This window comes from Nocardia sp. NBC_00881 (genome assembly GCF_045207455.1).
Classification (GTDB): Bacteria; Actinomycetota; Actinomycetes; order Mycobacteriales; family Mycobacteriaceae; genus Nocardia.
The window spans coordinates 7,242,516-7,263,953 of the sequence record NZ_CP108798.1; the positions used below are offsets into that span (position 1 = coordinate 7,242,516).

The 21,438-nt window shown below is 66.9% G+C and carries 22 protein-coding genes and 1 tRNA gene; 9 read left to right on the forward strand and 14 right to left on the reverse strand.

What is annotated here, in order from left to right; genetic code table 11:
* Positions 1-99: 99 nt before the first annotated feature.
* The gene (locus OH799_RS30680) at positions 100-753 is read left to right on the forward strand and encodes an SDR family oxidoreductase (protein ID WP_406271328.1); all 654 of its coding nucleotides are present in this window, start codon (positions 100-102) and stop codon (positions 751-753) included.
* Positions 754-949: 196 nt separating this feature from the next.
* On the opposite strand, the gene OH799_RS30685 is transcribed toward OH799_RS30680, so the two are convergent.
* Entirely contained in the window at positions 950-1,141 is a 192-nt protein-coding gene (locus OH799_RS30685; RefSeq protein ID WP_406271330.1) for a hypothetical protein, read from the reverse strand.
* 30 nt (positions 1,142-1,171) lie between these two features.
* The gene (locus OH799_RS30690; protein WP_406271333.1) at positions 1,172-2,395 is read right to left on the reverse strand and encodes an Ig-like domain-containing protein; all 1,224 of its coding nucleotides are present in this window, start codon (positions 2,393-2,395) and stop codon (positions 1,172-1,174) included.
* A 198-nt stretch (positions 2,396-2,593) separates the two neighbouring features.
* Here OH799_RS30690 and OH799_RS30695 point away from each other — a divergent pair, with 198 nt between their 5' ends.
* Entirely contained in the window at positions 2,594-2,998 is a 405-nt protein-coding gene (locus OH799_RS30695) for a GNAT family N-acetyltransferase (RefSeq protein WP_406271336.1), read from the forward strand.
* Between the two features lie 18 nt (positions 2,999-3,016).
* Here OH799_RS30695 and OH799_RS30700 read toward each other — a convergent pair whose 3' ends face one another.
* A complete protein-coding gene (locus tag OH799_RS30700) occupies positions 3,017-3,691 on the reverse strand; it encodes a class I SAM-dependent methyltransferase (RefSeq protein WP_406271339.1) in 675 nt (224 codons plus the stop codon).
* Between the two features lie 117 nt (positions 3,692-3,808).
* On the opposite strand from OH799_RS30700, the gene OH799_RS30705 reads away from it, so the two are divergent.
* Positions 3,809-3,973 (forward strand): hypothetical protein, encoded by a 165-nt coding sequence (locus tag OH799_RS30705; protein ID WP_406271342.1) that lies wholly within the window; start codon positions 3,809-3,811, stop codon positions 3,971-3,973.
* A gap of 46 nt (positions 3,974-4,019) precedes the next feature.
* Here the strand turns inward: OH799_RS30705 and OH799_RS30710 are convergent, their stop codons facing one another.
* Together OH799_RS30710 and OH799_RS30715 are read right to left on the reverse strand one after the other, a co-directional pair.
* The gene (locus OH799_RS30710) at positions 4,020-5,699 is read right to left on the reverse strand and encodes a glycerol-3-phosphate dehydrogenase/oxidase (protein WP_406271345.1); all 1,680 of its coding nucleotides are present in this window, start codon (positions 5,697-5,699) and stop codon (positions 4,020-4,022) included.
* Positions 5,700-5,923: 224 nt separating this feature from the next.
* On the reverse strand, positions 5,924-6,292 hold the full coding sequence (locus tag OH799_RS30715; RefSeq protein ID WP_406271348.1) for a hypothetical protein: 369 nt from the start codon (positions 6,290-6,292) through the stop codon (positions 5,924-5,926).
* A 246-nt stretch (positions 6,293-6,538) separates the two neighbouring features.
* Here OH799_RS30715 and OH799_RS30720 point away from each other — a divergent pair, with 246 nt between their 5' ends.
* On the forward strand, positions 6,539-7,378 hold the full coding sequence (locus OH799_RS30720; RefSeq protein WP_406271351.1) for a DUF72 domain-containing protein: 840 nt from the start codon (positions 6,539-6,541) through the stop codon (positions 7,376-7,378).
* A 54-nt stretch (positions 7,379-7,432) separates the two neighbouring features.
* Here OH799_RS30720 and OH799_RS30725 read toward each other — a convergent pair whose 3' ends face one another.
* The 3 genes from OH799_RS30725 to OH799_RS30735 form a co-directional block, all read right to left on the reverse strand.
* Positions 7,433-7,981, reverse strand: coding sequence for a YceI family protein (locus OH799_RS30725; RefSeq protein WP_406271354.1), 549 nt, complete (start codon positions 7,979-7,981; stop codon positions 7,433-7,435).
* A 72-nt stretch (positions 7,982-8,053) separates the two neighbouring features.
* Positions 8,054-8,653 (reverse strand): FMN reductase, encoded by a 600-nt coding sequence (locus OH799_RS30730; RefSeq protein ID WP_406271357.1) that lies wholly within the window; start codon positions 8,651-8,653, stop codon positions 8,054-8,056.
* Entirely contained in the window at positions 8,650-9,744 is a 1,095-nt protein-coding gene (locus OH799_RS30735) for an LLM class flavin-dependent oxidoreductase (RefSeq protein ID WP_406271359.1), read from the reverse strand. The genes OH799_RS30730 and OH799_RS30735 overlap by 4 nt, the downstream gene beginning before the upstream one ends.
* A 412-nt stretch (positions 9,745-10,156) precedes the next feature.
* On the opposite strand from OH799_RS30735, the gene OH799_RS30740 reads away from it, so the two are divergent.
* Positions 10,157-10,699, forward strand: coding sequence for an Rv3235 family protein (locus tag OH799_RS30740; RefSeq protein ID WP_406271362.1), 543 nt, complete (start codon positions 10,157-10,159; stop codon positions 10,697-10,699).
* A 122-nt stretch (positions 10,700-10,821) separates the two neighbouring features.
* Positions 10,822-11,274: a MarR family winged helix-turn-helix transcriptional regulator gene (locus OH799_RS30745; protein WP_406271365.1), complete on the forward strand. Its 453-nt coding sequence runs from the start codon at positions 10,822-10,824 to the stop codon at positions 11,272-11,274.
* A gap of 14 nt (positions 11,275-11,288) precedes the next feature.
* Here the strand turns inward: OH799_RS30745 and OH799_RS30750 are convergent, their stop codons facing one another.
* The gene (locus OH799_RS30750; protein ID WP_406271368.1) at positions 11,289-12,194 is read right to left on the reverse strand and encodes a cutinase family protein; all 906 of its coding nucleotides are present in this window, start codon (positions 12,192-12,194) and stop codon (positions 11,289-11,291) included.
* Between the two features lie 180 nt (positions 12,195-12,374).
* Positions 12,375-13,016, reverse strand: a complete 642-nt coding sequence (locus tag OH799_RS30755; RefSeq protein ID WP_406271371.1) for a TetR/AcrR family transcriptional regulator — start codon at positions 13,014-13,016, stop codon at positions 12,375-12,377.
* A 108-nt stretch (positions 13,017-13,124) separates the two neighbouring features.
* On the opposite strand from OH799_RS30755, the gene OH799_RS30760 reads away from it, so the two are divergent.
* Positions 13,125-14,144: a crotonase/enoyl-CoA hydratase family protein gene (locus OH799_RS30760; protein ID WP_406271374.1), complete on the forward strand. Its 1,020-nt coding sequence runs from the start codon at positions 13,125-13,127 to the stop codon at positions 14,142-14,144.
* An 82-nt stretch (positions 14,145-14,226) separates the two neighbouring features.
* Here the strand turns inward: OH799_RS30760 and OH799_RS30765 are convergent, their stop codons facing one another.
* Positions 14,227-14,535, reverse strand: coding sequence for a YbjQ family protein (locus tag OH799_RS30765; protein WP_406282744.1), 309 nt, complete (start codon positions 14,533-14,535; stop codon positions 14,227-14,229).
* 438 nt (positions 14,536-14,973) lie between these two features.
* On the opposite strand from OH799_RS30765, the gene OH799_RS30770 reads away from it, so the two are divergent.
* Positions 14,974-16,554, forward strand: coding sequence for a hypothetical protein (locus OH799_RS30770; protein WP_406271377.1), 1,581 nt, complete (start codon positions 14,974-14,976; stop codon positions 16,552-16,554).
* Between the two features lie 224 nt (positions 16,555-16,778).
* Here OH799_RS30770 and OH799_RS30775 read toward each other — a convergent pair whose 3' ends face one another.
* Positions 16,779-18,047 carry an ATP-binding protein gene (locus OH799_RS30775; RefSeq protein ID WP_406271380.1) on the reverse strand — a complete coding sequence of 423 codons (1,269 nt, stop codon included), beginning with the start codon at positions 18,045-18,047 and terminating at the stop codon, positions 16,779-16,781.
* Between the two features lie 517 nt (positions 18,048-18,564).
* Between OH799_RS30775 and OH799_RS30780 the strand changes: the two genes are divergently transcribed.
* The gene (locus tag OH799_RS30780) at positions 18,565-18,927 is read left to right on the forward strand and encodes a cupin domain-containing protein (protein ID WP_406271383.1); all 363 of its coding nucleotides are present in this window, start codon (positions 18,565-18,567) and stop codon (positions 18,925-18,927) included.
* A gap of 72 nt (positions 18,928-18,999) precedes the next feature.
* Here the strand turns inward: OH799_RS30780 and ilvD are convergent, their stop codons facing one another.
* Positions 19,000-20,706 carry a dihydroxy-acid dehydratase gene (gene ilvD, locus OH799_RS30785; RefSeq protein ID WP_406271386.1) on the reverse strand — a complete coding sequence of 569 codons (1,707 nt, stop codon included), beginning with the start codon at positions 20,704-20,706 and terminating at the stop codon, positions 19,000-19,002.
* 97 nt (positions 20,707-20,803) lie between these two features.
* Positions 20,804-20,927, reverse strand: a tRNA-OTHER gene (locus tag OH799_RS30790).
* Positions 20,928-21,438: the final 511 nt, after the last annotated feature.

The following is a 21,438-nucleotide window of genomic DNA, read 5'->3' on the forward strand; positions in this document are numbered from 1 at the left end:
GCGGCAGTGTTACCTCTCGGCGCCGACGAGGCGAGAATCGGATGGGCGTTCGTCAACGAATCACGTGGCGGTCGGGTGGCCCACCTAAGCTCGGGAAGCATGACTGCTCCTGTGCTCCTCGTGCTTGGTGCCGGCCCCGGCGTCGGGCTGTCGGTCGCCCGCCTGTTCGCCCGTGACGGATTTGCCGCGGTGTTGGCCTGTCGCTTCGATACGGAGGCCGAGCCGCTGGCCGAACAGCTGCGGGGCGAGGGGTTCGACGCGTCCGGCGTCGGAGTGGATCTGGGAGATCCCACCGATGTGGGCCGTGCCGTCGCTGGTGTGGGAGACCGGCACGGCCGCATCGACGTGCTGCACTTCAATCCGAGCATCTTCCGCCAGGCCGATCCGCTGCGGTTGTCGGTGCCCGAGCTGATCGAGGACTTCACCGTCGGCGCCGCGGCTCTGCTTCCCGCGGTCCAGGCCGCGCGTCCGTACCTGTCCGAGGGGGCGCGCGTGCTGGTAACCGGCAGCGCGGCCGCGGACAAGCCGTGGCATCAGGCTGCCTCGCTCGGCGTCCAGAAGGCGGCGGTGCGCAACCTGGTCACCAGCCTGGACACCACGCTGGCGCCCGCGGGCATCCGCGCCGTCGCGGTGCAGATCAACGGCGTGCTCGGCGAAGGAGCGTTTACCCGGGAACGGGTCGCCGAGGCATTGCACGCGGCGGCCACCCGCCCGGCCTCCGCGTGGACGCCGCACGTCTCCTACGACGGCTGAGCTATCGGGACCGATCGCCGCGAACTCGGTCGGCATGTACGCCGGCGAGGTGGTCCGGCGCTGTCGCCGCGCCGAACGCGAACTGACGATCACCTGTTTCGCCCGGTTGTCGGCGCGGTAGCCGAACACAGCGTGCACCGGATCGCCGAGGACACGGAAGGGCGACCAGCTCGCGGTGCGCTGGAACCGAACGTCCTCAGTCCAGGAGAGGAGTGATGGCGTCGGCCAGATAGGCCGACAGTAGGAGGTAGTACAGCAGCATCGCCGTCGAATCGGCTCCGATCTTGACCCGGGTCCGACCCGTGCCGCCGGGGATACGTCGCGCAGGATTGGAGACCGAACGGTCTCGCGGCAGCAGGAGGGTAGTGCAGGTGCCGATCGTCGGCAAGAGAGCTGAGCGTGTCGCCGAGCCGGTGAGCTAGTGCAGCGCGCTGCCCTGCACCCACTGATCCCACGGCAGACCCCAGTCGCCGTTCTGCCAGACCTCCAGTGGGGCGCCGCCGGTGTTGCGGATCTCCACCACGTCACCGGGGACGGCGAAGTTGAAGAACCACTGGGCATTCTCGCCGCTGAGGTTGAGGCAACCGTGCGAGACGTCGGTGTTGCCCTGGGCCCAGACGGTGGAGTCGAGCTGATGCAGGTAGATGCCGTCAGTGCTGATCCGGGTGGCCCAGCCGATGGCCTCCTTGTAGCCCAGGCGGGAGTTGATCGGCAGGCCGTAGGTGGAGGAGTCCATGATCACCGGGTTGGCCTTGTCCATCACGGTGTAGATACCGGGCTGGGTCCAGAAGGTGAGCGTCTTGCCCGCGATCACCTCGCGACCGCCCATACCCATGGAGGTCGGCATCGTGCGAATCAGCTTGCCATTGTCGAAGACCTGGATCTGCTTGGTGTTGTCGTCGGCGATCGAGACGTGCGAGGCGCCGATGCTGAACGTGGTCTTGGTGTCCTCCTGGCCGTAGAGGCCATGGCCGAGTTCCTGGCCGTAGATGTTCGCCACGACGGCGACCTTGGTGCCCGGGGCGTAGTACTCCTTCGGGCGCCAGTGGGCGTTGCGGTTGTCCAGCCAGTACCAGGAGCCTTCGACCGGTGGCTCGGTGGTCACCGCCAGCCGCTTCTCGGCGGCGGTGCGATCGGGGATGTCCTCGTCGAAGTGGGCCACCACGACGGTGCCGACGCCGAATGTGCCGCCGTCGGCCAGCGGCGTGCCGCCGGTGGTGGTCAGGTACACCTTGGTCTGGTTGTTCGGCTTCAGCGTGGAGAATGTGGAGCTGGTAGGGCCGATCTTGCCGGTGAGGGTGAGCCCCTCGGCAGTGACGGTGTAGGTGTGCCCGTAGCCGAGTGGTTCGACGGGCTTCCAGGCCGTCTTGTCCGGGGTCAGGATGCCGTCGACCGCCTTGCCCTGTTCGTTGGTCATCGCGACCGAGGTCAGCATGCCGTCGGTCGCGTTCACCTGGACCGGCGTGAGCGGATCGACGTCCTGGGCGCCGGACCCCGGCTGGATGGCGATAGGCGCGGCCACCGGGCCGGTGGCTCCCTGCGCGGGTTTCGGTGCCGACGAGGACGAGCATGCCGCCACGACGAGCGTCATCACCAAGGCGAACCCCGCGATGACACCGGATCGGAAGCGGGGGGTCGCCATGAAGCCTCCTGTGTTCGCCCGTGCCCTATCGACAGCGCACCCTCGTACTGTCCCGGGCAGTAGTTTACCGGTCACCCAAGCAGTGAAACGCCCGCGACAGAGGCTCACGGCAGGTTCCCAGCCGCTCCACAGGAACGACCTGATCGATCGTGGAAATCGGTGGATTGCGGCCCTGGTGCCGCAGTAACCTCGCGCGGGATGGAGATTCGGTACCGATGGCGGGGCGAACTCGGTGATGACGAGATGGCCGAGTTGACGCGGTCGCATGGCGGTACGCCCGAGCCGGGCAGCTGGGACCGGATCGCGCGGCACAGCCTCGGCTGGGTGACAGCACGCTCGGCGAACGCTTCGCTGACCGGATTCGTCAACGTCGCGTGGGACGGGGGCGAGCATGCCTTTCTCCTCGATCCTGAAGTACGGCCCGAGTACCGGCATCGCGGCATCGGTACCGAACTCGTCGACCGTGCCGCGCGGGGCGCGCGAGCGGCGGGGTGCACCTGGCTGCACGTCGACTTCGAGGATCGGCTCGCGCCGTTCTACTTCGATTCCTGCCGGTTCCGGTCGACGGCAGCTGGGCTGTTGCGTCTGCGGGATGTGGGATGAGGGTGCGGACGGCGCCGGCTAGTGCCGGCGGATCCTGGCCAGCCACGCGGCGACGTCGACGAGACCGGACTCGGACACGTCCAACTGCGCTGCCTCCTCGGCCACGACGTCGGTGATCCGTCCCCGGTAGCGCGTAGGCCGCAGGTCTTCGATCTCCCAGCCGTCACGGAAGGAGTCCCGGATCACCGAGTCGCTGATCCGAGGTCCGAACCCTGGTTCGGTGTCCGAGAGCGCCAGGACGTGCACCACACCGCCCGGCTTGCAGATCGTGCGCAGGCTACGAACGTAGGCGGCGCGCGCCTCGTCCTCGTTGCCGAAAACATGGAAAAGGGCGCTGTCCACGATGGTGTCGAACGCGGCTGCGGAGCCGGGCGGATCACCGGCGAAATCCGGGCGGTCGCCGAGCGCGAGCGCATCGGCCACCTCGAATACGGCGGTGGGGACATTCTGCTCGGCGGCGTTGGCACGGGCGTAGGCGACAGCGCTCGGCGCCATGTCGATACCGAGTACGTCGTAACCGAGTCTGGTCAGCAGGATCGTGTGTTCGCCCGCACCGGAACCGGGGTCGAGCACCCGGCCCCTGATCCACCCGTCACGTTCGAGCGCGACGATGGCGGGCTGTGGCGCGCCGATCACCCATGGTGCGGTGTCGTTGTCGTAGACGGTGTTCCAGAATTCGGCGGGTCTTGTCATGGTTGCCATGGTCCATCCTGAACCGGGGTTGAGGTCAACCCCGCGAATCGCGGCCGCGTGCGAACACCGTCGGCCTCGGTCCTGCATCCCTTCGCCGACACCGGGTACGCCGTGATCATGACCACACCGGAAATCGACCCGACGACGGCGGAGGCGATGCAGCAGGACTCCGATTTCGCGGAGGAGCACAGCAAGCCGACCCACGCCGACGAGCACCCCACCGACGAAGAACTCGAGATCGACGAGTCCACCCCGAGTGGACACGGTGGGATGGACCACTGAGCCCCGCACGTGGCATGCTCCCGCGAACTGTGCCACGCGCCGGGGTTCAGGCGACGGCGACCAGCCGGGCCGCGTTCGCGGACTCGTCGTCGGCCGCCTGGTTTGCGGCCAGCTCGGCGTGCACCCGGTCGCGGTAGCGGGTGATCTCGCGGTCGGTGGCCGCGGCGTCCCAGCCGAGGCGTGCGCCGACGAGCCAGGCCACCGCGGGTGCGGCGGCCAGGCCGCGGTCCGCGGCCTCGATGGAGATGCGGGTGCGGCGGGTGAGCACGTCGTCCAGATGCAGGGCGCCCTCATGGGTCACCGCGTACACGGCTTCGGCGCCGAGGTAGTCGGGCGCGCCGGTCAGCGGATCGGCCAGTTCGGGCTCGTCGGCGATCAGGTCGAACAGGTCGGTGATCGCCGAGCCGTAGCGGCCGAGCAGGCGTTCGACCGTCGCTCTCGGCAGCCCGCGGCGCTGTGCGAGGCTGTCCAGGTCGGCGGCGAGTTCGTGGTAGCCCACCGCGCCGAGGATGGGCAGGCGCTCGGTCACCGACGGGGCGACCCCCCGGCCGAGCCCCTCGACCGCCGCATCCACCGCGTCGGCGGCCATCACGCGATAGGTGGTGTACTTGCCGCCCGCGATCACGAACAGACCCGGAGCAGGCTCGGCGACCGCATGCTCCCGTGACAGCGTCGCGGTATCGGCCGACGCGCCGGACAGCAGCGGGCGCAGCCCGGCGTAGGTGCCGACGATGTCGTCGCGGGTCAGCGGCTGGCGCAGCACCTGGTTGACGTGGTCGAGCAGGTACTGCACGTCGGCGTTGCTGGCAGCCGGGTGGTCCCGGTCCAGCGACCAGTCCGTGTCGGTGGTGCCGATGATCCAGTGCCTGCCCCACGGAATGACGAACAGCACGCTTTTCTCAGTGCGCATGATCAGCCCCGTGTCCAGGTCGAGGCGCTCGCGCGGAACCAGGATGTGCACACCCTTGGACATACGGACGTGGAACGGGAATTCGACGCCGGTCATCCGATTCATTTCGTCGGTCCAGACACCGGTCGCGCTGATCACCCGGCGCGCGCGGACGGTGTGCACCAGGCCGGTCTCCAGATCGGTGACGTTCGCGCCGACAACCCGCTCGCCGTCGCGCAGCAGCCCGGTCACCTTGGCGCGGGTCAGCACCGTCGCGCCGTGCTGGGCCGCGGTGCGCGCGAGCATCATGGTGTGGCGGGCGTCGTCGATCTGGGCGTCGAAGTAGCGGATGGCGCCGGTCAGCGCATCGGGACGCAGCGCGGGCGCCGATTCCAGTGCGCGTGTGCGGGAAACGTGCCGGTGCATGGGCACTGCGCGGGCGCCACCGATGGTGTCGTACAGCGCGACGCCCGCACCGATGTAGGCCCGTTCCCACACCCGATGTCGCAGCGGCAGCAGGAACGGCACCGGCCGCACCAGGTGTGGTGCGAGGCGGTGCAGCAGCAGGCCGCGCTCCTTCAACGCTTCACGCACCAGCCAGAAGTCGAGCTGCTCCAGGTAGCGCAGGCCGCCGTGAATGAGCTTGCTGGAGCGGCTCGAGGTGCCCGCCGCGAAATCCCTGGCCTCTACCAGGGTCACGGTCAGGCCGCGGGAGGCGGCGTCGAGAGCGGCGCCCGAGCCGACCACACCGCCGCCGATGACCAGCACGTCGATCTCGGAATCGCCGAGCGAAGTCACCGCGCGGGTGCGGTATTGAGAGTCCAATCGTGCGGACACAGCGGCATTTCTCCTTGCTTCGGCGGTATCCCGAGTATCTCGGACAATTCGGACCTCGGTGTGTCCGGGTCGGCGATCATCGACGAACAGGTGTCGGTGACCGTGACCCCGGCATTGATTTCGACCCAGCACGTCATCAGGATCGTCGGAAGCGATGATGACGGCGGCGTCCCGCACCGATCGGCTCGCAGGCGAAGGGCATCGCGGTGGATGTGGTGGGGTTGTCAGCGCCGCCAGCCGGGTCGACCGTCCACCCACACGACCGGGGCGGGGATTGTTCCGTCGCCGATGCACAGCCACAGCGTGATCCAGTTGACCCGGTACTCACGGCGCATCTCCGCGGTGTCCGCGAAGCGCCGGCATTCGGGCCTGCGGAATGGTTCGTGGTCCACCGCGATCCAGTGCTCGACACACGGCTGCGACCACCCAGGCCAGCGGCCGACCTGAATGTCCGGCGAAGGCACCCACACCGGGCCGCAGTGGCGCCAGCGCAGAAGGGTGTCGTAGTCGATTCCGGCGAGCGTGGCCATGCGGCCGATACCGAGGAACGAGCGGATCCCGGCATCGTTGTGGTGTGGCGCTGGTCGCGTCATGCGTCGTAGTCCTCATCGGTCATGCCGATTCTATTGCTGTGCGATAAGTTTCGTCAGAAATCGCGGTGCTGGGGCAGCCGTCTGGTGAAAGCCTCACTCTCGATGTCTGAGCTCGTGAACTGCCGGCTTGCTTCGCTCTGATTCGGGTCCGTGCGGTCGGAGCCGCGGGCGGTTCGAGCCGCTCTGGGAAAATGCGGGTGTCGCGCGAAGCCGCTTACGTCGGCTGCCTGCGTTAGCGTCGCGAGTATGCGGCTTCACGTGGGATGTGCGATGTGGACGCACACGGCATGGCAGGGGCGTCAGCTCGCGCAGGGGGAGCGGCTGCGCTGGTACGCCACATGGTGCAACGCGGTCGAGGGCAATACGACGTTCTACGCGACGCCGTCGCGTAGAACGGTGGAATCGTGGGCAGCTCAGTCCGATCCCGAATTCCGATTCGTGATCAAGCTGCCCAAGCCGATCACGCACGAGCGCAGGCTGATCGGCGCCGACGAAGCACTGCGGTCGTTCCGCACCTCGATGGAGCCGCTCGGCGAGCGTATCCACGCGTTGTGGGTCCAGCTGCCCAGCTCGTTCGGCCCGACCGATCTCGGCGCGCTGGCCGGATTCCTGCGGCAGCTGCCCGCGGCCTACCGGCCCGCCGTAGAGGTTCGCCATCCCGCGTTCTTCGCCGACCAGCAGGCGGCGCACAGGCTGGAGTATGTACTGTCCCGAGTCGGCGCCGAGTGGATACCGTTCGATACCACAGTGCTTTTCGGCGGTCCGCCTACCAGCGCGGGCGAGCAGGAGGCGGCGGCGAAGAAGCCACGCCTGCCGCGCCGGATGCGTGCGCTGACGGAGTATCCGATTGTGCGGTATCACGGCCGCGACGACATCGCACGGACCGTCGAGGGCTGGCAACAGTGGGTCGGCGTGGTCACCGAATGGCTGCGCGAAGGCAGGTCGCCGACGGTGTTCTTGCATACTCCGGACAACGCCGAGGCATTGGGCCTGGCCCGCCTTTTTCACGACCAGGTCCGCGCGCGGCTGCCCGAGCTCGATCCGCTCCCCGAGCCGACGCCGACCGAGCCGATGACTTTGTTCTGACCGAAAAGGACCTTCCCGCAGGAGATCCGAACACCTGCGGGAACGTCCCGTCGGTCAGGACTGCGAGCCGACCTCGACCTCGAGGCTCAGCGTGATCTTGTCGCCGATCACCGCTCCGCCGTCGGGCAGCGGCATGTCGATGGTGATGCCGAAGTCGCGGCGGTTGATCACGGTCTTGGCCTCGAATCCCGCGACCGGGCCATGGCCCATGCCGGGGTTCACGCCCAGGAACTCGACGTCGAGCGAGACCGGCTTGGTGACGCCGCGGATGGTGAACTCGCCGTCTACCACGAAGTCCTCGCCCTTCACCCGGAACCCGGTGGACTTGAAGGTGGCTACCGGAAAGTCCTTGGCGTGGAAGAAGTCCGCGGTGCGCAGGTGCTCATCGCGCTGTTCGTTGTCGGTGGTGACCGAGTCGACCCGGATCTCGGCCTCGGCCGAGGCGGTTCCGTCCTCGCCGATGACCAGCTTGCCGGAGAAGTCGGTGAAGCGGCCGCGAATCTTGCTGACCATCAGGTGGCGCACCGAGAAGCCGAGGGTGGAGTGGGTGGGATCGATGGCCCAGGTGCCCGCGGTCAGGGTGTTGGCGGTTCCGGTCGTCATATCGTTCTCCTCATATAGTTGAGATTTAAATTACTTGGGGCGTGCGTTGGCTTCGTGGATGTCGGTGAGAGGTCAGGGGGTGCCGAGCAGCTGTGCGAACGGTACCGGGTCTTCGTACGGATCGGTAGTGCGTCGAGCATTGCCGAGCGCTTTCGCGAATTCTGCTGCGGCGCGGTCCATTCGGGAACTCAGCCCGTCCGCGTCCGTCGACGCCCAGTCGTCCGACGCCGCGTAGACCGACGTCGGCACGACCGTCGCGCGCAGGTAGCTGAACATCGGTCGCACCGCGTGCTCGAGCGCGAGGGAATGCCGCGAGGAGCCGCCGGTCGCGCCGATCAGCACCGGCATCCCACTGAGCGAATTCGGTTCCAGCACATCGAAAAATGTTTTGAACAGGCCGCTGTAGGAGGCGTTGAAGATTGGTGTGACGGCGATCAGGCCGTCGGCCGTGACGACGGTGTCGAGCACCTCCCGCAGTCCGCCCGCCGCGAATCCGGTCAGCAGGTTGTTGGCCAGATCGTGGGCGTGGCCACGCACTTCGACGATGTCGAATGTCGCGCCCCCGCCGGATGCCGTCAGCGCGCGGTCGGTGGCCGCGGCCAATCGATCGGCCAACAGCCTGGTCGACGAGGGTTGGGACAGGCCCGCGGAGACGACGGCGACGCGGGTCATCGGGTTGCCTCCAGCGCGGCGTCGCGTGCGGTAACCAAGGACGCGTGCGTCGGCGCGTCCGGAATGTGGGCCGGTCGCCGCGCGTCGAATTCCTTGCGCAGCACCGGGACCACTTCATCGCCCAGTAGATCCAGTTGCTCCAGCACCGTTTTCAGCGGAAGGCCCGCGTGGTCCATCAAGAACAGCTGGCGCTGGTAGTCGCCGAACGACTCGCGGAAGGTGAGCGTCTTGTCGATGACTTCCTGCGGGCTGCCCACGGTCAGCGGCGTCTGCTCGGTGAACTCCTCCAGCGAGGGGCCGTGTCCGTACACCGGCGCGTTGTCGAAGTAGGGGCGGAACTCGCGGACCGCGTCCTGGGAGTTCTTGCGCATGAACACCTGCCCACCGAGGCCGACGATGGCCTGGTCGGCCGAGCCGTGTCCGTAGTGTTCATACCGCTGCCGGTATAGCGCGATCAGCCGTTGGAAGTGTTCCTTCGGCCAGAAGATGTTATTCGCGAAGAACCCGTCGCCGTAGTAGGCCGCCTGCTCGGCGATATCAGGGCTGCGAATCGAGCCGTGCCAAACGAAAGGCGGCACGCCGTCCAGCGGGCGCGGAGTCGAGGTGAACGACTGCAGCGGCGTGCGGAACTTGCCCTCCCAGTCGACCACGTCCTCGCGCCAGAGCCGGTGCAGCAGGTGATAGTTCTCGATCGCCAGCGGGATCCCGTCGCGTATGTCCTTGCCGAACCAGGGATATACCGGTCCGGTGTTACCGCGGCCGAGCATCAGGTCGACGCGGCCCTCGGCCAGATGCTGCAGCATCGCGAAGTCCTCGGCGATCTTTACCGGATCATTCGTGGTGATGAGGGTCGTCGCGGTGGACAACTGCAGCCGCTCGGTCCGCGCCGCGATGTAGCCGAGCATCGTCGTCGGCGACGACGGCACGAACGGCGGGTTGTGGTGTTCGCCGGTGGCGAACACGTCGAGACCGACCTCCTCGGCCTTGCGCGCGATCGTCACCATCGCCGTGATGCGCTCGTGCTCACTCGGCGTCCGGCCGGTGGTTGGATCCGTCGTCACATCACCGACTGTGAAAATCCCGAACTGCACGATGCCTCCTCGATTCCCAAGTTTTACAGCAAATTGGTGGATATGGCAACCAAGGCAACCGGTGGAAGTGCCCGGCTATTCCCGCCGCTGCGGTGTGGCGTCGGTTACGGCAGGTATCCCGGGTCAGGTCACCTGCCAGGTGGTGGGTGACCTGAGCGCCCGTGTCGAGTTCGGTGGCGTAGAAGCGTGACCGATCTCGGCTTCGCATGGTGAGTGCCTACTCGACATAGGGGTGCCTGGTTCCTTCGCCCGTGTCCGGTAACGACAAGCATCAGCGACAGCGGGCCACTGGACATGCGCATGTGAGGCGGGCGGACTACGGAATCGGGTAGCCGACTACCCGCGACATCCTGTCGCGTGTCCGCAGAATGGCCGCCACAGGGTTGTAGCAATGGGGTCGAAGGGGTGTCATATGGCTGGATATCGCGATTGGCTGTCGCCTGCTCCGAATCCGGAACCGCCGTTGGAAAGTCGTCGCGGCGCCGAAGTCGAGCGGGTGGCGCGGAATCCGGTGGCGCGCGAGTCGCCATGCCGGACCCGCGCGCCCGCCGCCGATTCGGGACGGGTGGGCGCGGGTGTTCGACACGCGATGCGCAAGGGGCATGGTGACACTTCGGGTGACCACGAAAACCACTTGGCAGCTCGGCATTTCGCCGAGGCGGCGGTGCGGGTCGCGTTGGAGGTGCTCGACCGCAGAAGATCGGTGTCGCAGCTGGCCGGGGTCGCCGACCCGACGGTGATCGCCGCGGTGCGCACCTTGATCGGCGCCGATCTCGTGCCGGGCCGCTCGCTCGGTGTCGCGGTGCCGACCCGGGTGAGCGTGACGCTGGTGGACGCCAAGACTGCCGAGGTCTGCGCCGGATATGCCCGCGGCGGGCGGCATTTCGCGCTGGCGGCGCGCATCACACGCACCCGATCCGCGGGGTGGCGGCTGACGGCACTGCGAATCAGGTGATGCGAGGCCGCGGCGCGGGTTCGTTTCACGTCGCGGCCGGACGCGCCTGCGCGGGTCAGTTGCGCAGCAGCAGGAAGGTGCCAATCTGTTCAAATTTGAACAAGAAGACTAGAGTGGGGATCGTGGATCCGCAGTGGTTGAACGCGCGCGAGAGGGAGGTCTGGCAGAACTTCCTCGCGGCGGGAGCGCTCGTCGCTCGCGAGGTCGAACGCCATCTCAAACAGGAGGGGCTGTCGCACACGCAGTATGAAGTCCTGGTCCGGCTCGCGGACGCGCCGGGAGGTAACTTGCGGATGACCGAACTCGCCGACGCGCTCTACACCTCGAAGAGTGGTCTTAGCTACCAGGTGACGCAGCTGGAGAAGGCTGGACTGCTGGTGCGCGAGGCATGCCCGACGGACGTGCGCGGCGTCATCGCCGTCCTCACCGACGCGGGCCGGGATCGTCTGGCGAAGATCGCCCCCGGTCATATCGCCACGGTTCGCCGGGTGCTCGTCGACGTGCTCACGCCCGCCCAGCAGGTCGCCGTCGCGGACGGGCTCGGCGAGGTCGGCCGGCGGCTGACCTCCTCGTGAGGTGAAACCGGAGTTCAGGCCACCGAGCTCAGCCAGTCGTGCATCCAGGACAGCGCGGTCTTTCCGCCGCCGACCGGGTAGCTGCCATAGCGGGTGTGCGCCTGGGAGCGGTAGAACTCGTCGAACAGGCGAGCCCGTTCCTGGTTGGCCGACTCCGAAAGCTGGTTCTGCAGCAGCGTGATCCCACCGTTGGTCATGAGATCGCCGATGATCGCGCCCATTTCGAGCTGGTAGCGCCAGATGTTGGCCGGTTCAGGATGGGAGGTCTGGGCCAGGAAGCCCGCGAAGCGGGTCACGAAATCGTCCGCTGCGGTGGCGCAGTAGAGGTCCCCGATCGCGCAGATGGTGCGGGTCTGTGGGCTGACGAAGCCGAACCCGCCGATCCGGGGGCCGCCCGCGCCCGCGCCGGGGACCGAGGGGCCGACCAGTGCGTCGGCGGGCGAGCGGCGCGGGTCGGAAATGAGACCGACCGCGGCGATTCGGTGCGGTGGTACGACGCCGAGGCCGGTGCCGATCTCCGCGGCGAGATCACCCGCGGCGTCCGCGCCCTGGCTGTACCCGACCAGGGCGATCCTGGCCGTGCCGCACCGGTGGGCCATCGCCGCGATCATGCCGCGCGCGCTGTCCACGGCCTCGCGCTTGGAGGCCCCGTAGACCTCGCTTTCCCACGGGAATGCCGTCGCCGCATAGCTGACGTAGTCCACGCGCGCCGTGGCGGGCAGTCCGTTGGTGACCGCCGCGAGCATCCCGGGCCCCGGCCCGTCGCTGTCCAGCCGATCGGTGGTCTCCCACGTCCCCGGGATCGCCACCACGTACATGCTCGGGCACCCTGAGTCGGCGGCGGCGGGCCCGACGCCCGGGCCGACGCAGGACAGCATCGCCGCGATTCCGACGGCCGCCGACATCAATTTCGATCGCATGGCGTTTGCTCCTGATACTCCACGCGCCGCAGGGCGCTGCCCGGCAGGAATCGGCCTTCGCCAGTGCCATGCGGTGGTCGGACCAGGCCCGTCGAAGGCAGTATTGAGACTCATTGGTCTCAAATGTTCAGCCAGAATAGCGGCGGTGTGTGCGACGGCACAATTACCGTCTTAAGTGACTCATATCACACATGTAGGTGCTGTGTTATCTGTCGGATTTGTGCTGCTTCGGGGCGTGATCAGGATGTCGATGGCCTCGGCCCATTGGCCGACGGTTGTCGTGGCCGAGTGTCCGGTCGCGTGCAGCGGCCGTGCGAGCGCTGTTCCGCGCAGTATCGCGACGGTGAGGTCGCGGATCGCAGGATAACGCGGATGGTCGATGATGCGCGGGCCGAACAGTGTGTCGATCACGCGGTGTAGGTCGCGTCCGGCTCGTCGTTCCGCATCGCGCAGCGCCACGGCGAGCGCCGGATCGGTACGCGCGGCCGCCCACAATTCGAATTCGGCCTGCGCGGCCGGGCGGGTCATCGACTCGTGCAGCGCGGTCAGGGCGCGCATTACCGGGTCGGAGTTGTTGTCGAGCTGGGCCGCCACCTCGTGGACCGCGGCTTCGTTGCGGGCGACCAGATGCGCGACGAGTTCCGAAACCAGCGCCGCGATGGTGGGGAAGTGGTGCAGCAGGGCGCCGCGGGTTACGCCTGCCGCGCGCTGCACGGCCAGCGTGGACAGCGCGGAGTAGCCCCGATCGACCAACAGGCCTGCGGCGGCGTCGAGGATGCGGACACGGGTCGCTCGCTTCTGCTCCTCGCGTTTTCCCGCCATCCGGCTCCTTTCGTCGGGCCGACATTTTCACAGTCACTATTGACTGTCAAATGGTCGATCGGACAGACTGCCGATATCGGGTATCGGTCGCCATCGAAAGGGAAATCAGTGACAGACAGTGGCATCCCAGCCGATGCCGGGCCGGGCGCGTGGTATCGGAATTGGACCGAAACTCCCGACTCGCCTTGGACGGATCGTCCGCAGCCGGAGAGCGACCGGGAATACCGGACGCTGATCTACGAGCGGGACGGCCGCATCGCGCGGATCACCTTCAACCGCCCGGACAAGGGCAATGCGATCACGCCGGACACCCCGCACGACCTGGCGCACGCCGTCGAGCGTGCGGATCTCGATCCCCGGGTGCATGTGATCCTGCTGTCGGGGCGCGGTAAGGGATTCTGCAGCGGGTACGACCTGAGTATGTTCGCCGAGCAGAGCTTCGTGGTGGGCGGCGGTCCCGACGATGTGGCGGGGACGGTCGTCGATCCGACGGCGCAGGGACGCAACCACAATCCGGCGCAGACCTGGGACCCGATGATCGACTATGCGATGATGAGCCGCTTCAACCGCGGCTTCGCGAGCCTGCTGCAGGCGAACAAGCCAACGGTGGCCAAGCTACACGGCTTCGCCGTCGCAGGCGGCAGCGACATCGCTCTGTTCGCCGACCAGATCATCTGTGCCGACGACACGAAGATCGGCTACCCACCCACCCGCGTCTGGGGTGTTCCCGCGGCGGGCATGTGGGCGCACCGGCTCGGTGACCAGCGCGCCAAGCGCCTGCTGTTCACCGGCGACTGCATCACGGGAAAGCAGGCAGCCGAATGGGGATTGGCAGTCGAATCGTGCCCCGCCGACGAACTAGACCAGCGCACCGAGGAATTCGTCGCGCGAATCGCCCGCATGCCGATCAACCAGCTGATGATGGCCAAGCTGGCGCTCAACTCGGCGCTGTACGCACAGGGCGTCGCGAACTCCGGCATGATCAGCGCTGTGTTCGATGGCATCTCCCGGCACACCAGGGAGGGCTACGCCTTCCAAGCGCGTGCTGCCACAGCCGGTTTCCGCGAAGCGGTGCGGGAACGCGATGAACCGTTCGGCGATCACAAGCGCGGCCCGTCCGACCGGTAGTCCGATAGCCCCGCACAGCACGGAGATCGACGCCGAAACACCGAGCTGCCCATCCTCGACCTAGGAGTAGCGCGCTCGGCCGCTACTGCGCCGGCCTGATCAGCACCGCCGTGCCGTAGGCCGCGACCTCGCTCATCGTGCCCGCGATCTCATTGCAGTCGAAGCGCATCGCGATCACCGCGTTGGCTCCGAACGACATGCCGTGCTGGCACATCCGCATGATCGCTTCGTGCCTGGACTGATAGAGGAGTTGGGTGTACTCGGGGATTTCGCCGCCGCCCAGGGAGCGGAAACCGGCGCTGAAGTTCGAGCCGAAGCTGCGGCTACGCACTGTCAGCCCGGCCACCTCGCCGAACACCCGGACGATCTCCTGGCCGGGCACGTCGTTCATTGTGGAGACCAAGAGCGGGAACTGCGGTCCCGGCTGCTGCGATGGCTGCGGGGGGTAGGGCTGCTGTGCTGGGTACGGCTGCTGCTGCGGCATCGGCTGATTCATGAGCGGGATGGTACGGGCCGCGACCCTGCCGGAGCCGACCCGGCTGCGCGTGGTTGTCGCGGCTGGACGGCCGCAACGCCGCCAACCACGTGCATGGACGCCGAATCATGGCGCGCGCATGCCGTTCCACTGCCTCTCCTGCCTGATCACCCGTGGATCTCACGACCGTGGAATCGCGCTGTGCCGCGTGTGTCGTCCGCGGCACGCCGAATTGTTCCTCGTCCCGACAAATGAATAGTTTCGCTGGCAGCGGTACATCGACTATGAATGGGATGTGCCGTTGCCATACGTGATCACTTGTCCGCCATCGAATCTCCCGTGCGGGGAGCGCTGATGGTCATCGAACACCCCATCGAGGACGAGGTCACACAGCTGGCGAGACGGGTCGAAAAGGCCCGGGGACGGCTCGCCTACCAGTTCGATCCCGCGCTCACCGAGGCGTTGTCGGAGGACGAGCTGTATGCCGAACGTGACCTCGCCGAACGGATTCGCACGCAGGAGCGCGGACAGCGCTGGAAAGAGGCGCAGGCCGCCGCCGCCGCATCCGACCGTGCCAGGCAGACCACCGAAGCGATCGAGAAGGCCGACATGCGAGATCTATTGCTCGCCCGCAAGGCGATTGCCGCGCAGCGACGAGAATCCAGCCCGCACGCGAAACTGGCCTCGCTCTACCGGCATCGGTCGTGGTCGCTGCGCGCGCTGGCCGGGGTCGTGGCCGCGGGCATGCTGTGGTCGGCGGTCAACGTCCAGCACAACATCGCGCCCGGCGGCGCGGCCGATCCGCTGTACTGGTTCAGCTATCTCCTCGAAGGCATGATCAGCGTCTGCCTGATCATCATCATGATCGGCACCAACAAGGTCGCCGAATGGGGCGTCATCGACAACCGCCGTCAGGTCGCCGCGGCCGAAGTCGCCCTGCTGTCCTTGACGGTCAGCCTCAACACCTACCCCTACCTGCGGGCGGGCGCGTGGTACGACGCCGCTGTGCACGCCATCGCGCCGGTGATGATCGGTGTCGCGCTGCTCATCCACGACGCCGCCAGCGCCCGCTACGGCCTCGCCATCGCCAGGGCCACCGAGCAGGTCCGCGATCTGCCCGACCCGGCCGAGCAGATTCGGCTCACGCTGCCCAGATACCGCATGCCTGTTCCCGCGGAAGTGACGGCCCCGGGCGCAGCGCACGATCCGCCCGACGTCGAAGCGCATCCGGAGCCGCCGGCCGAGGTGGAGGTGATCCCGCAGGCCGACATCGAGGACGCGATCGTCGAAACCAATGGCGCACCGGCACATCCCGAGCTTCCCGCTCCCGTCGCCATGGTGAAGGCCGAGAAGAAGCGCACTCCGGTCGAATCACCCCGGAAGCCGGTGCTGCCCGACACCATCTCGGCGCTCGACGTGATGGATGACTTCGAGACTCGTCCCACAGTACCGGTGCGGGTCGACGATTTCGACGCGTCGGTGGCCGCCAAGGCCAAGCCTGCCATGGCGGCCAACGGCAAGAAGGCCGACGTGGACAGTGGGCCCGTCGCACCGGCGACCAAGGTCGACGATCGACCGGCGGCGCGAGTGCCCATCGACGAGTCGGCTACCGCTAAAGCTGTTGTCCGGCAGACGGCTTCGGCAAAGCCACGCCCCTCGGTATCCGACTCCGAAGCCCCGACCGCCGCGCTGCCGGTGGTCACCGGCGTCGGCGCCACGACCCGCCCGATCGCGGAAGCCAAGAGTGGCAACGGAACAGTCGATGCCAAGAACGGCAAGGACAGCGCCACGTCCGATGTCCGCCCGCCGGATATCTACGACACCGGTTCGTTCCGCGTCGCCGATATCCTCGAGCAGGAACTCGCCGAACTGCAGGCCGAGCGCCGTCGCGCCCGTACCAAGCGGACCGCGTCAACCGCGGGACGCGAGTCCTAGGGAGTTCCGTTTTTGACGACAGTGCTCGTCTCGCCAGGCGACCGACCTGGCGAGACGGGCACTGTCGTTTCGGCTCCCACCGCAGGATCTGTCCCGCCCCGGACACCATGCCACTGCCGACCCGGTTCCTGATTCTGCTCGGCCGACTTCGTCTATGGTCTGGACAGGTTCCGGTGTCGTGTACGAAAAAGCAAGTGTGGGAAGGTCCGGGCCATGCGGCGGAGCTAGCTCTGTCCCGCCGCCAAGTCAGGCTGCGAGGTTGTCCACAGAGCGTTGATCGGTACGCACGACAGGCCATCGCCGAAGGGGAGTTGCTGGTCGCCGCAGTAGAGAACGAAGCCTGCGTGGAATCGGGCGCCGAGGCGGCGCTGCAGGATGCGCAGGGCTCGAAAATCGTCGGTCCGCACCGTTTCGGCGGCCTTCACCTCGATGGCCACGATGCGGCCCGCGTTGTCTTCGAGTATCGCGTCGACTTCATAGCCGTCCCGGTCACGATAGTGGAGCAGCCGGGTCATGGTCTGGCTCCAGGTGAGCTGACGGGCGAGTTCGCCGAGTACGAAGGTTTCGATTAGCCCGCCGGTGGTGGCATCGTTGGTTATGCCGGAGAGCAGATGAGCGGCGAGGCCGGAGTCGTTGAAGACGAGCTTCGGTGTGGCGATCGCCCGTGCGGTGGCGTTGGCGGACCACGCGGGGATCAGCCGGATCAGATAGACGACTTCCAGCAGGCCGATGTATTCGCGGATAGTGGTGACCGGGACGCCCAGATCTGACGACAGTCGGCTGTAGTTGAGCAGACCACCGCTTTGTGCGGCCAGGGTTGCGACAAGTCGGCGCATATCGGAGCTGCGTTGGATATCGGCGACCTGATGGACGTCACGGCTCATGATGTCGTCGAGGTAAGACTTGAAGAACTGGGCACGGCGCCGGGGATTGATCCTCCTGACGGCTTCGGGATATCCGCCTCGTGCGGCGATCGCCATATAGTCTCGGCGGCGCAGATCCGACGGAGCGGTCCGCAACCGAGTGCCTTCGGCGAATGCCGCATCGATGAATCCCTCGGGTGTGCCGAGTATTTCGCCCTGCGACAGCGGGAAGAGTTCCAGGGTCTCCGAGCGGCCGGGCAGGGCGTCTGAGAGTTCGCTGAGGCTCAACAGACGCGCGGAGCCGGTCAGCAGGAACCGACCCGGCCGTGGGTCGCGATCGACGATGTTCTTGATGGCCAGCCAGAGTTCGGGAACTCGCTGTACTTCATCGATCAGCATGGTCCCAGGGGCATCCAGGAATGCGATCGGGTCGGCGGCGGCGGAGGCTCGGGTTCGAGGGTCGTCGAGGTACCGCTTCACGGCGTCAGGGCGATCTCCGAGACACCGATCGGCAAGCGTACTTTTACCGGATTGACGTGCGCCGTTGATGATGACGACGCGCGTGTCCGAGAGCGCCGCCTCGATCAGTCCGGCGGCTCGGCGGGGCAGGTACTCGACGGCTTGTCGCATGGAAGAATTATAAGGTACCAGCCGTCGATCTGCCGACGACTTTGCCGTCGATCTGCCGACGACTTTGCCGTCGATCTGCCGACGACTTTGCCGTCGATCTGCCGATGTGTCAGCCGTCGGTCTGCCGACAAGGTTTCCGTCGATCCGCTCTCGGCTTATGTCTCTCGCGGCGACGCTCGCCCAGCTCGTCGATCATCTGCTCTGGCGGGTTGCGCCGAACCCTGCTGGTTGAGTGCGCGCGGCAGCCGCCAGATCCATCTGGTGGTGCATGGTTATTGGTTACCTTGCAGCTAGCGAATCCGGTGAAATAAGATGTGATCCGCATCACTTTTTGAATTTTTGGCGTGCGTGGATCTCAGACGACACTGCGGAGCAGCTGGGTGTTGCTTCGGGAGATGGGGCCGCAGTGTACTGGCCCCTTCACAAAGGAGGTCGGCATCGACACGCCACCGGAGGTTCGCAGGTACGAGGTCTAGCTACCTCATTACTCGCGACTGGATCCCAGAGGAGAAAAGCCATGTCTGGTCTGGTGCGCAAGAGCTTCGATTCGCCGGAGGAGACCCGACCCTTCGAGCAGGGTAAGGGCAAACTCGATCTCATCAACCTCGAGAACGGCCCGGTAGGCCGGGCAGTGTTCGAACCCGGTTGGCGGTGGTCGGTCCACGTCAAGCCGATCGCCGAGACCGACAGCTGTCAGGCGTCCCACATCGGTTACTGCATCTCGGGGCGGATGGTGGTGGCTATGGACGACGGCGAGCAACAGGAATACGGGCCAGGTGACTTCATGATCGCAGCACCCGGTCACGACGCCTGGGTTGTCGGAGACGAACCCTGCGTCATGCTCGACTGGCAGGGCTTCGCCGACTATGCCAAACGATAGCCCGATCGGGCGCTTCACCGACCAGAACGCCGAGTCCCGGCCAGCTGTGGGCGCTCCGGCTACCGCTCGGCCTCAGTCGCAGACGGCACCGTGCGACGCCGAGCCCACCAGCTTGGAGTACTTGGCGAGTACCCCGCGGGTGTAGCGGATCGGCAACGGTTCCCATCCCTTCCCACGGTGCGCGAGTTCCTCGGCGTCGATCAACAGGTCGAGGGTGCCCGCGCCGACATCGAGCCGGATCTGGTCACCGTCGCGCACGAACGCGATCGGACCACCATCGACCGCCTCCGGAGCGACATGCCCGACGCACAGTCCCGTGGTGCCGCCGGAGAACCGGCCGTCGGTGAGCAGCAGTACGTCCTTGCCCAATCCGGCACCCTTGATGGCCGCGGTGATCGCCAGCATCTCACGCATCCCCGGACCGCCCTTCGGTCCCTCGTACCGGATGACCACTACATCGCCCGCCGAAATGGTGCCGTCCTCGAGAGCGTCCATTGCCGACCGCTCGCGGTCGAAAACCCGTGCCGTGCCGACGAACACGTCGGAGTCGAAACCCGCCGACTTGACGACGGCGCCGCCGGGCGCGAGCGACCCGGCGAGAATGGTGATGCCGCCGGTCGGGTGGATCGGCGAAGCCATGGCCCGAACCACCTTGCCGTCGGGATCCGGAGGGGCGATGTCGGCCAGGTTCTCCGCCACCGTCCGCCCCGTCACGGTCAGGCAGTCCCCGTGCAAGAGCCCGGCATCGAACAGCACCTTCATCATCACCGGCACGCCGCCGATCCGATCCACGTCGGTCATCACGTGGCGGCCGAAGGGTTTGACATCGGCGAGGTGCGGCACTCGGCGACCGACACGGGCGAAATCATCCAGCGTCAGTTCGACGTTCGCCTCGTGCGCGATCGCCAGCAGGTGCAGAACAGCGTTGGTAGAGCCGCCGAATGCCATCACGACCGCGATGGCATTCTCGAAGGCCTCCTTGGTGAGAATGTCCGACGTCGTGATCCCGCGCCGGATCAACTCCACCACGGCCTCGCCACTTCTCCTGGCGAAGCCATCGCGGCGGCGGTCGGTGGCGGGTGGCGCCGAACTGCCTGGTAGCGACATGCCGATCGCCTCGGCCGCGCTGGCCATGGTGTTGGCGGTGTACATCCCGCCGCAGGCGCCTTCGCCCGGACAGATGGCCCGTTCGATGGCGTCCACGTCCTCTCGGCTCATCAGCCCACGCGAGCAGGCGCCGACCGCTTCGAACGCGTCGATGATGGTCACCTCGCGCTCGCTGCCGTCGGACAGTTTCGCGATTCCGGGCAGGATGGAACCGGCGTACAGGAACACACTCGCCAGGTTCAGGCGGGCCGCCGCCATCAGCATGCCGGGCAGCGATTTGTCACAACCCGCGAGCAGTACCGAGCCGTCAAGACGCTCCGCCTGCATCACCGTCTCGACACTGTCGGCGATCACCTCACGTGACACGAGGGAGAAGTGCATCCCCTCATGGCCCATGGAGATGCCGTCGGAGACCGAGATGGTGCCGAACTGCATGGGATAGCCGCCGCCGGCGAACACCCCGTCCTTGCAGGCCCTGGCGAGCCGGTCGAGCGAGAGGTTGCACGGAGTGATCTCGTTCCACGAGGAGGCCACTCCGATCTGAGCCTTCTCCCAATCCTCGTCGCCCATGCCGACCGCGCGCAGCATTCCGCGGGCGGCGGTCTTCTCCAGCCCGTCGGTGACGTCACGGCTGCGGGGCTTGATGTCAGGGGCGTTCGGATCATTGGCCACGGTTCCTCATCATCCCCGCACGGACCGAGATACAGGCGTCGAACACTCCCACGAGATGACCTGATCGGGACCGGCCTGCGGTGACGGCTTTGGCGGATGCGGTGACCGGCGGGATTCGAACCCGCGGGCGGTTTCGGAGCAGGGCCGCTCGTGACCACCGAACCGGTGCGCGAGGTTCCTTCGCGCACCGGTCTGCATTGGGCCGCTCTGCCACGGACCGCATCCTGCGGGACTGCGCGATCCCGCTGTGGGCAGCTTAAGGGACGCGCCGGAGCGAGTCCGCTCGCGTTCCGGCGCCGGGATGCTATTTCGGGGTCATCGCTGGCCCGGGCACGTGCTGTCGGACCGGTTGTCGCAGCGAACGGAGCCAGCAGTTGTTCACCGCTATCCCGAGGGGCTGACCTGCGACGAGAATTCCCTCGACCCTTGATGTCTACCCCTGCCGGTGCACCTCGCTTCTGGACCGGTACCCGTGCTTCTCAGGAAACTTTCAGCTCGCTGTTGAAAACGGTGATCAATATCCTCTATGATTCTGCGCGGTAGTTCGCTGCCGGAATTCTGGCAAGTATGGGCGTGATATTCCGCCTGGAGCAAGGGGTTTCGTCTCGCTGCGCAGACGCGCGCGGGTCGTGTCATCGCAGGCGGTGTCGCGAGCGGACCACCCGCGCACAGTGGCGTGCGCTGGTCGATGCATTTGCCGTGCGGGCAGCGCGTATTGGGGGACGGGCGCTC

Excerpts from the sequence above, each read along its gene's own strand:
- OH799_RS30750 (WP_406271368.1), bottom strand. The coding sequence starts at position 12,194 with ATGCGATCGAAATTGATGTCGGCGGCCGTCGGAATCGCGGCGATGCTG.
- OH799_RS30740 (WP_406271362.1), top strand. The coding sequence starts at position 10,157 with ATGGCTGGATATCGCGATTGGCTGTCGCCTGCTCCGAATCCGGAACCG.
- OH799_RS30780 (WP_406271383.1), top strand. The coding sequence starts at position 18,565 with ATGTCTGGTCTGGTGCGCAAGAGCTTCGATTCGCCGGAGGAGACCCGA.
- OH799_RS30700 (WP_406271339.1), bottom strand. The coding sequence starts at position 3,691 with ATGACAAGACCCGCCGAATTCTGGAACACCGTCTACGACAACGACACC.
- OH799_RS30755 (WP_406271371.1), bottom strand. The coding sequence starts at position 13,016 with ATGGCGGGAAAACGCGAGGAGCAGAAGCGAGCGACCCGTGTCCGCATC.
- OH799_RS30775 (WP_406271380.1), bottom strand. The coding sequence starts at position 18,047 with ATGCGACAAGCCGTCGAGTACCTGCCCCGCCGAGCCGCCGGACTGATC.
- OH799_RS30715 (WP_406271348.1), bottom strand. The coding sequence starts at position 6,292 with ATGACGCGACCAGCGCCACACCACAACGATGCCGGGATCCGCTCGTTC.
- OH799_RS30730 (WP_406271357.1), bottom strand. The coding sequence starts at position 8,653 with ATGACCCGCGTCGCCGTCGTCTCCGCGGGCCTGTCCCAACCCTCGTCG.
- OH799_RS30705 (WP_406271342.1), top strand. The coding sequence starts at position 3,809 with ATGACCACACCGGAAATCGACCCGACGACGGCGGAGGCGATGCAGCAG.
- OH799_RS30720 (WP_406271351.1), top strand. The coding sequence starts at position 6,539 with ATGCGGCTTCACGTGGGATGTGCGATGTGGACGCACACGGCATGGCAG.
- OH799_RS30690 (WP_406271333.1), bottom strand. The coding sequence starts at position 2,395 with ATGGCGACCCCCCGCTTCCGATCCGGTGTCATCGCGGGGTTCGCCTTG.
- OH799_RS30765 (WP_406282744.1), bottom strand. The coding sequence starts at position 14,535 with ATGAACGACGTGCCCGGCCAGGAGATCGTCCGGGTGTTCGGCGAGGTG.
- OH799_RS30770 (WP_406271377.1), top strand. The coding sequence starts at position 14,974 with ATGGTCATCGAACACCCCATCGAGGACGAGGTCACACAGCTGGCGAGA.
- OH799_RS30695 (WP_406271336.1), top strand. The coding sequence starts at position 2,594 with ATGGAGATTCGGTACCGATGGCGGGGCGAACTCGGTGATGACGAGATG.
- OH799_RS30680 (WP_406271328.1), top strand. The coding sequence starts at position 100 with ATGACTGCTCCTGTGCTCCTCGTGCTTGGTGCCGGCCCCGGCGTCGGG.
- OH799_RS30725 (WP_406271354.1), bottom strand. The coding sequence starts at position 7,981 with ATGACGACCGGAACCGCCAACACCCTGACCGCGGGCACCTGGGCCATC.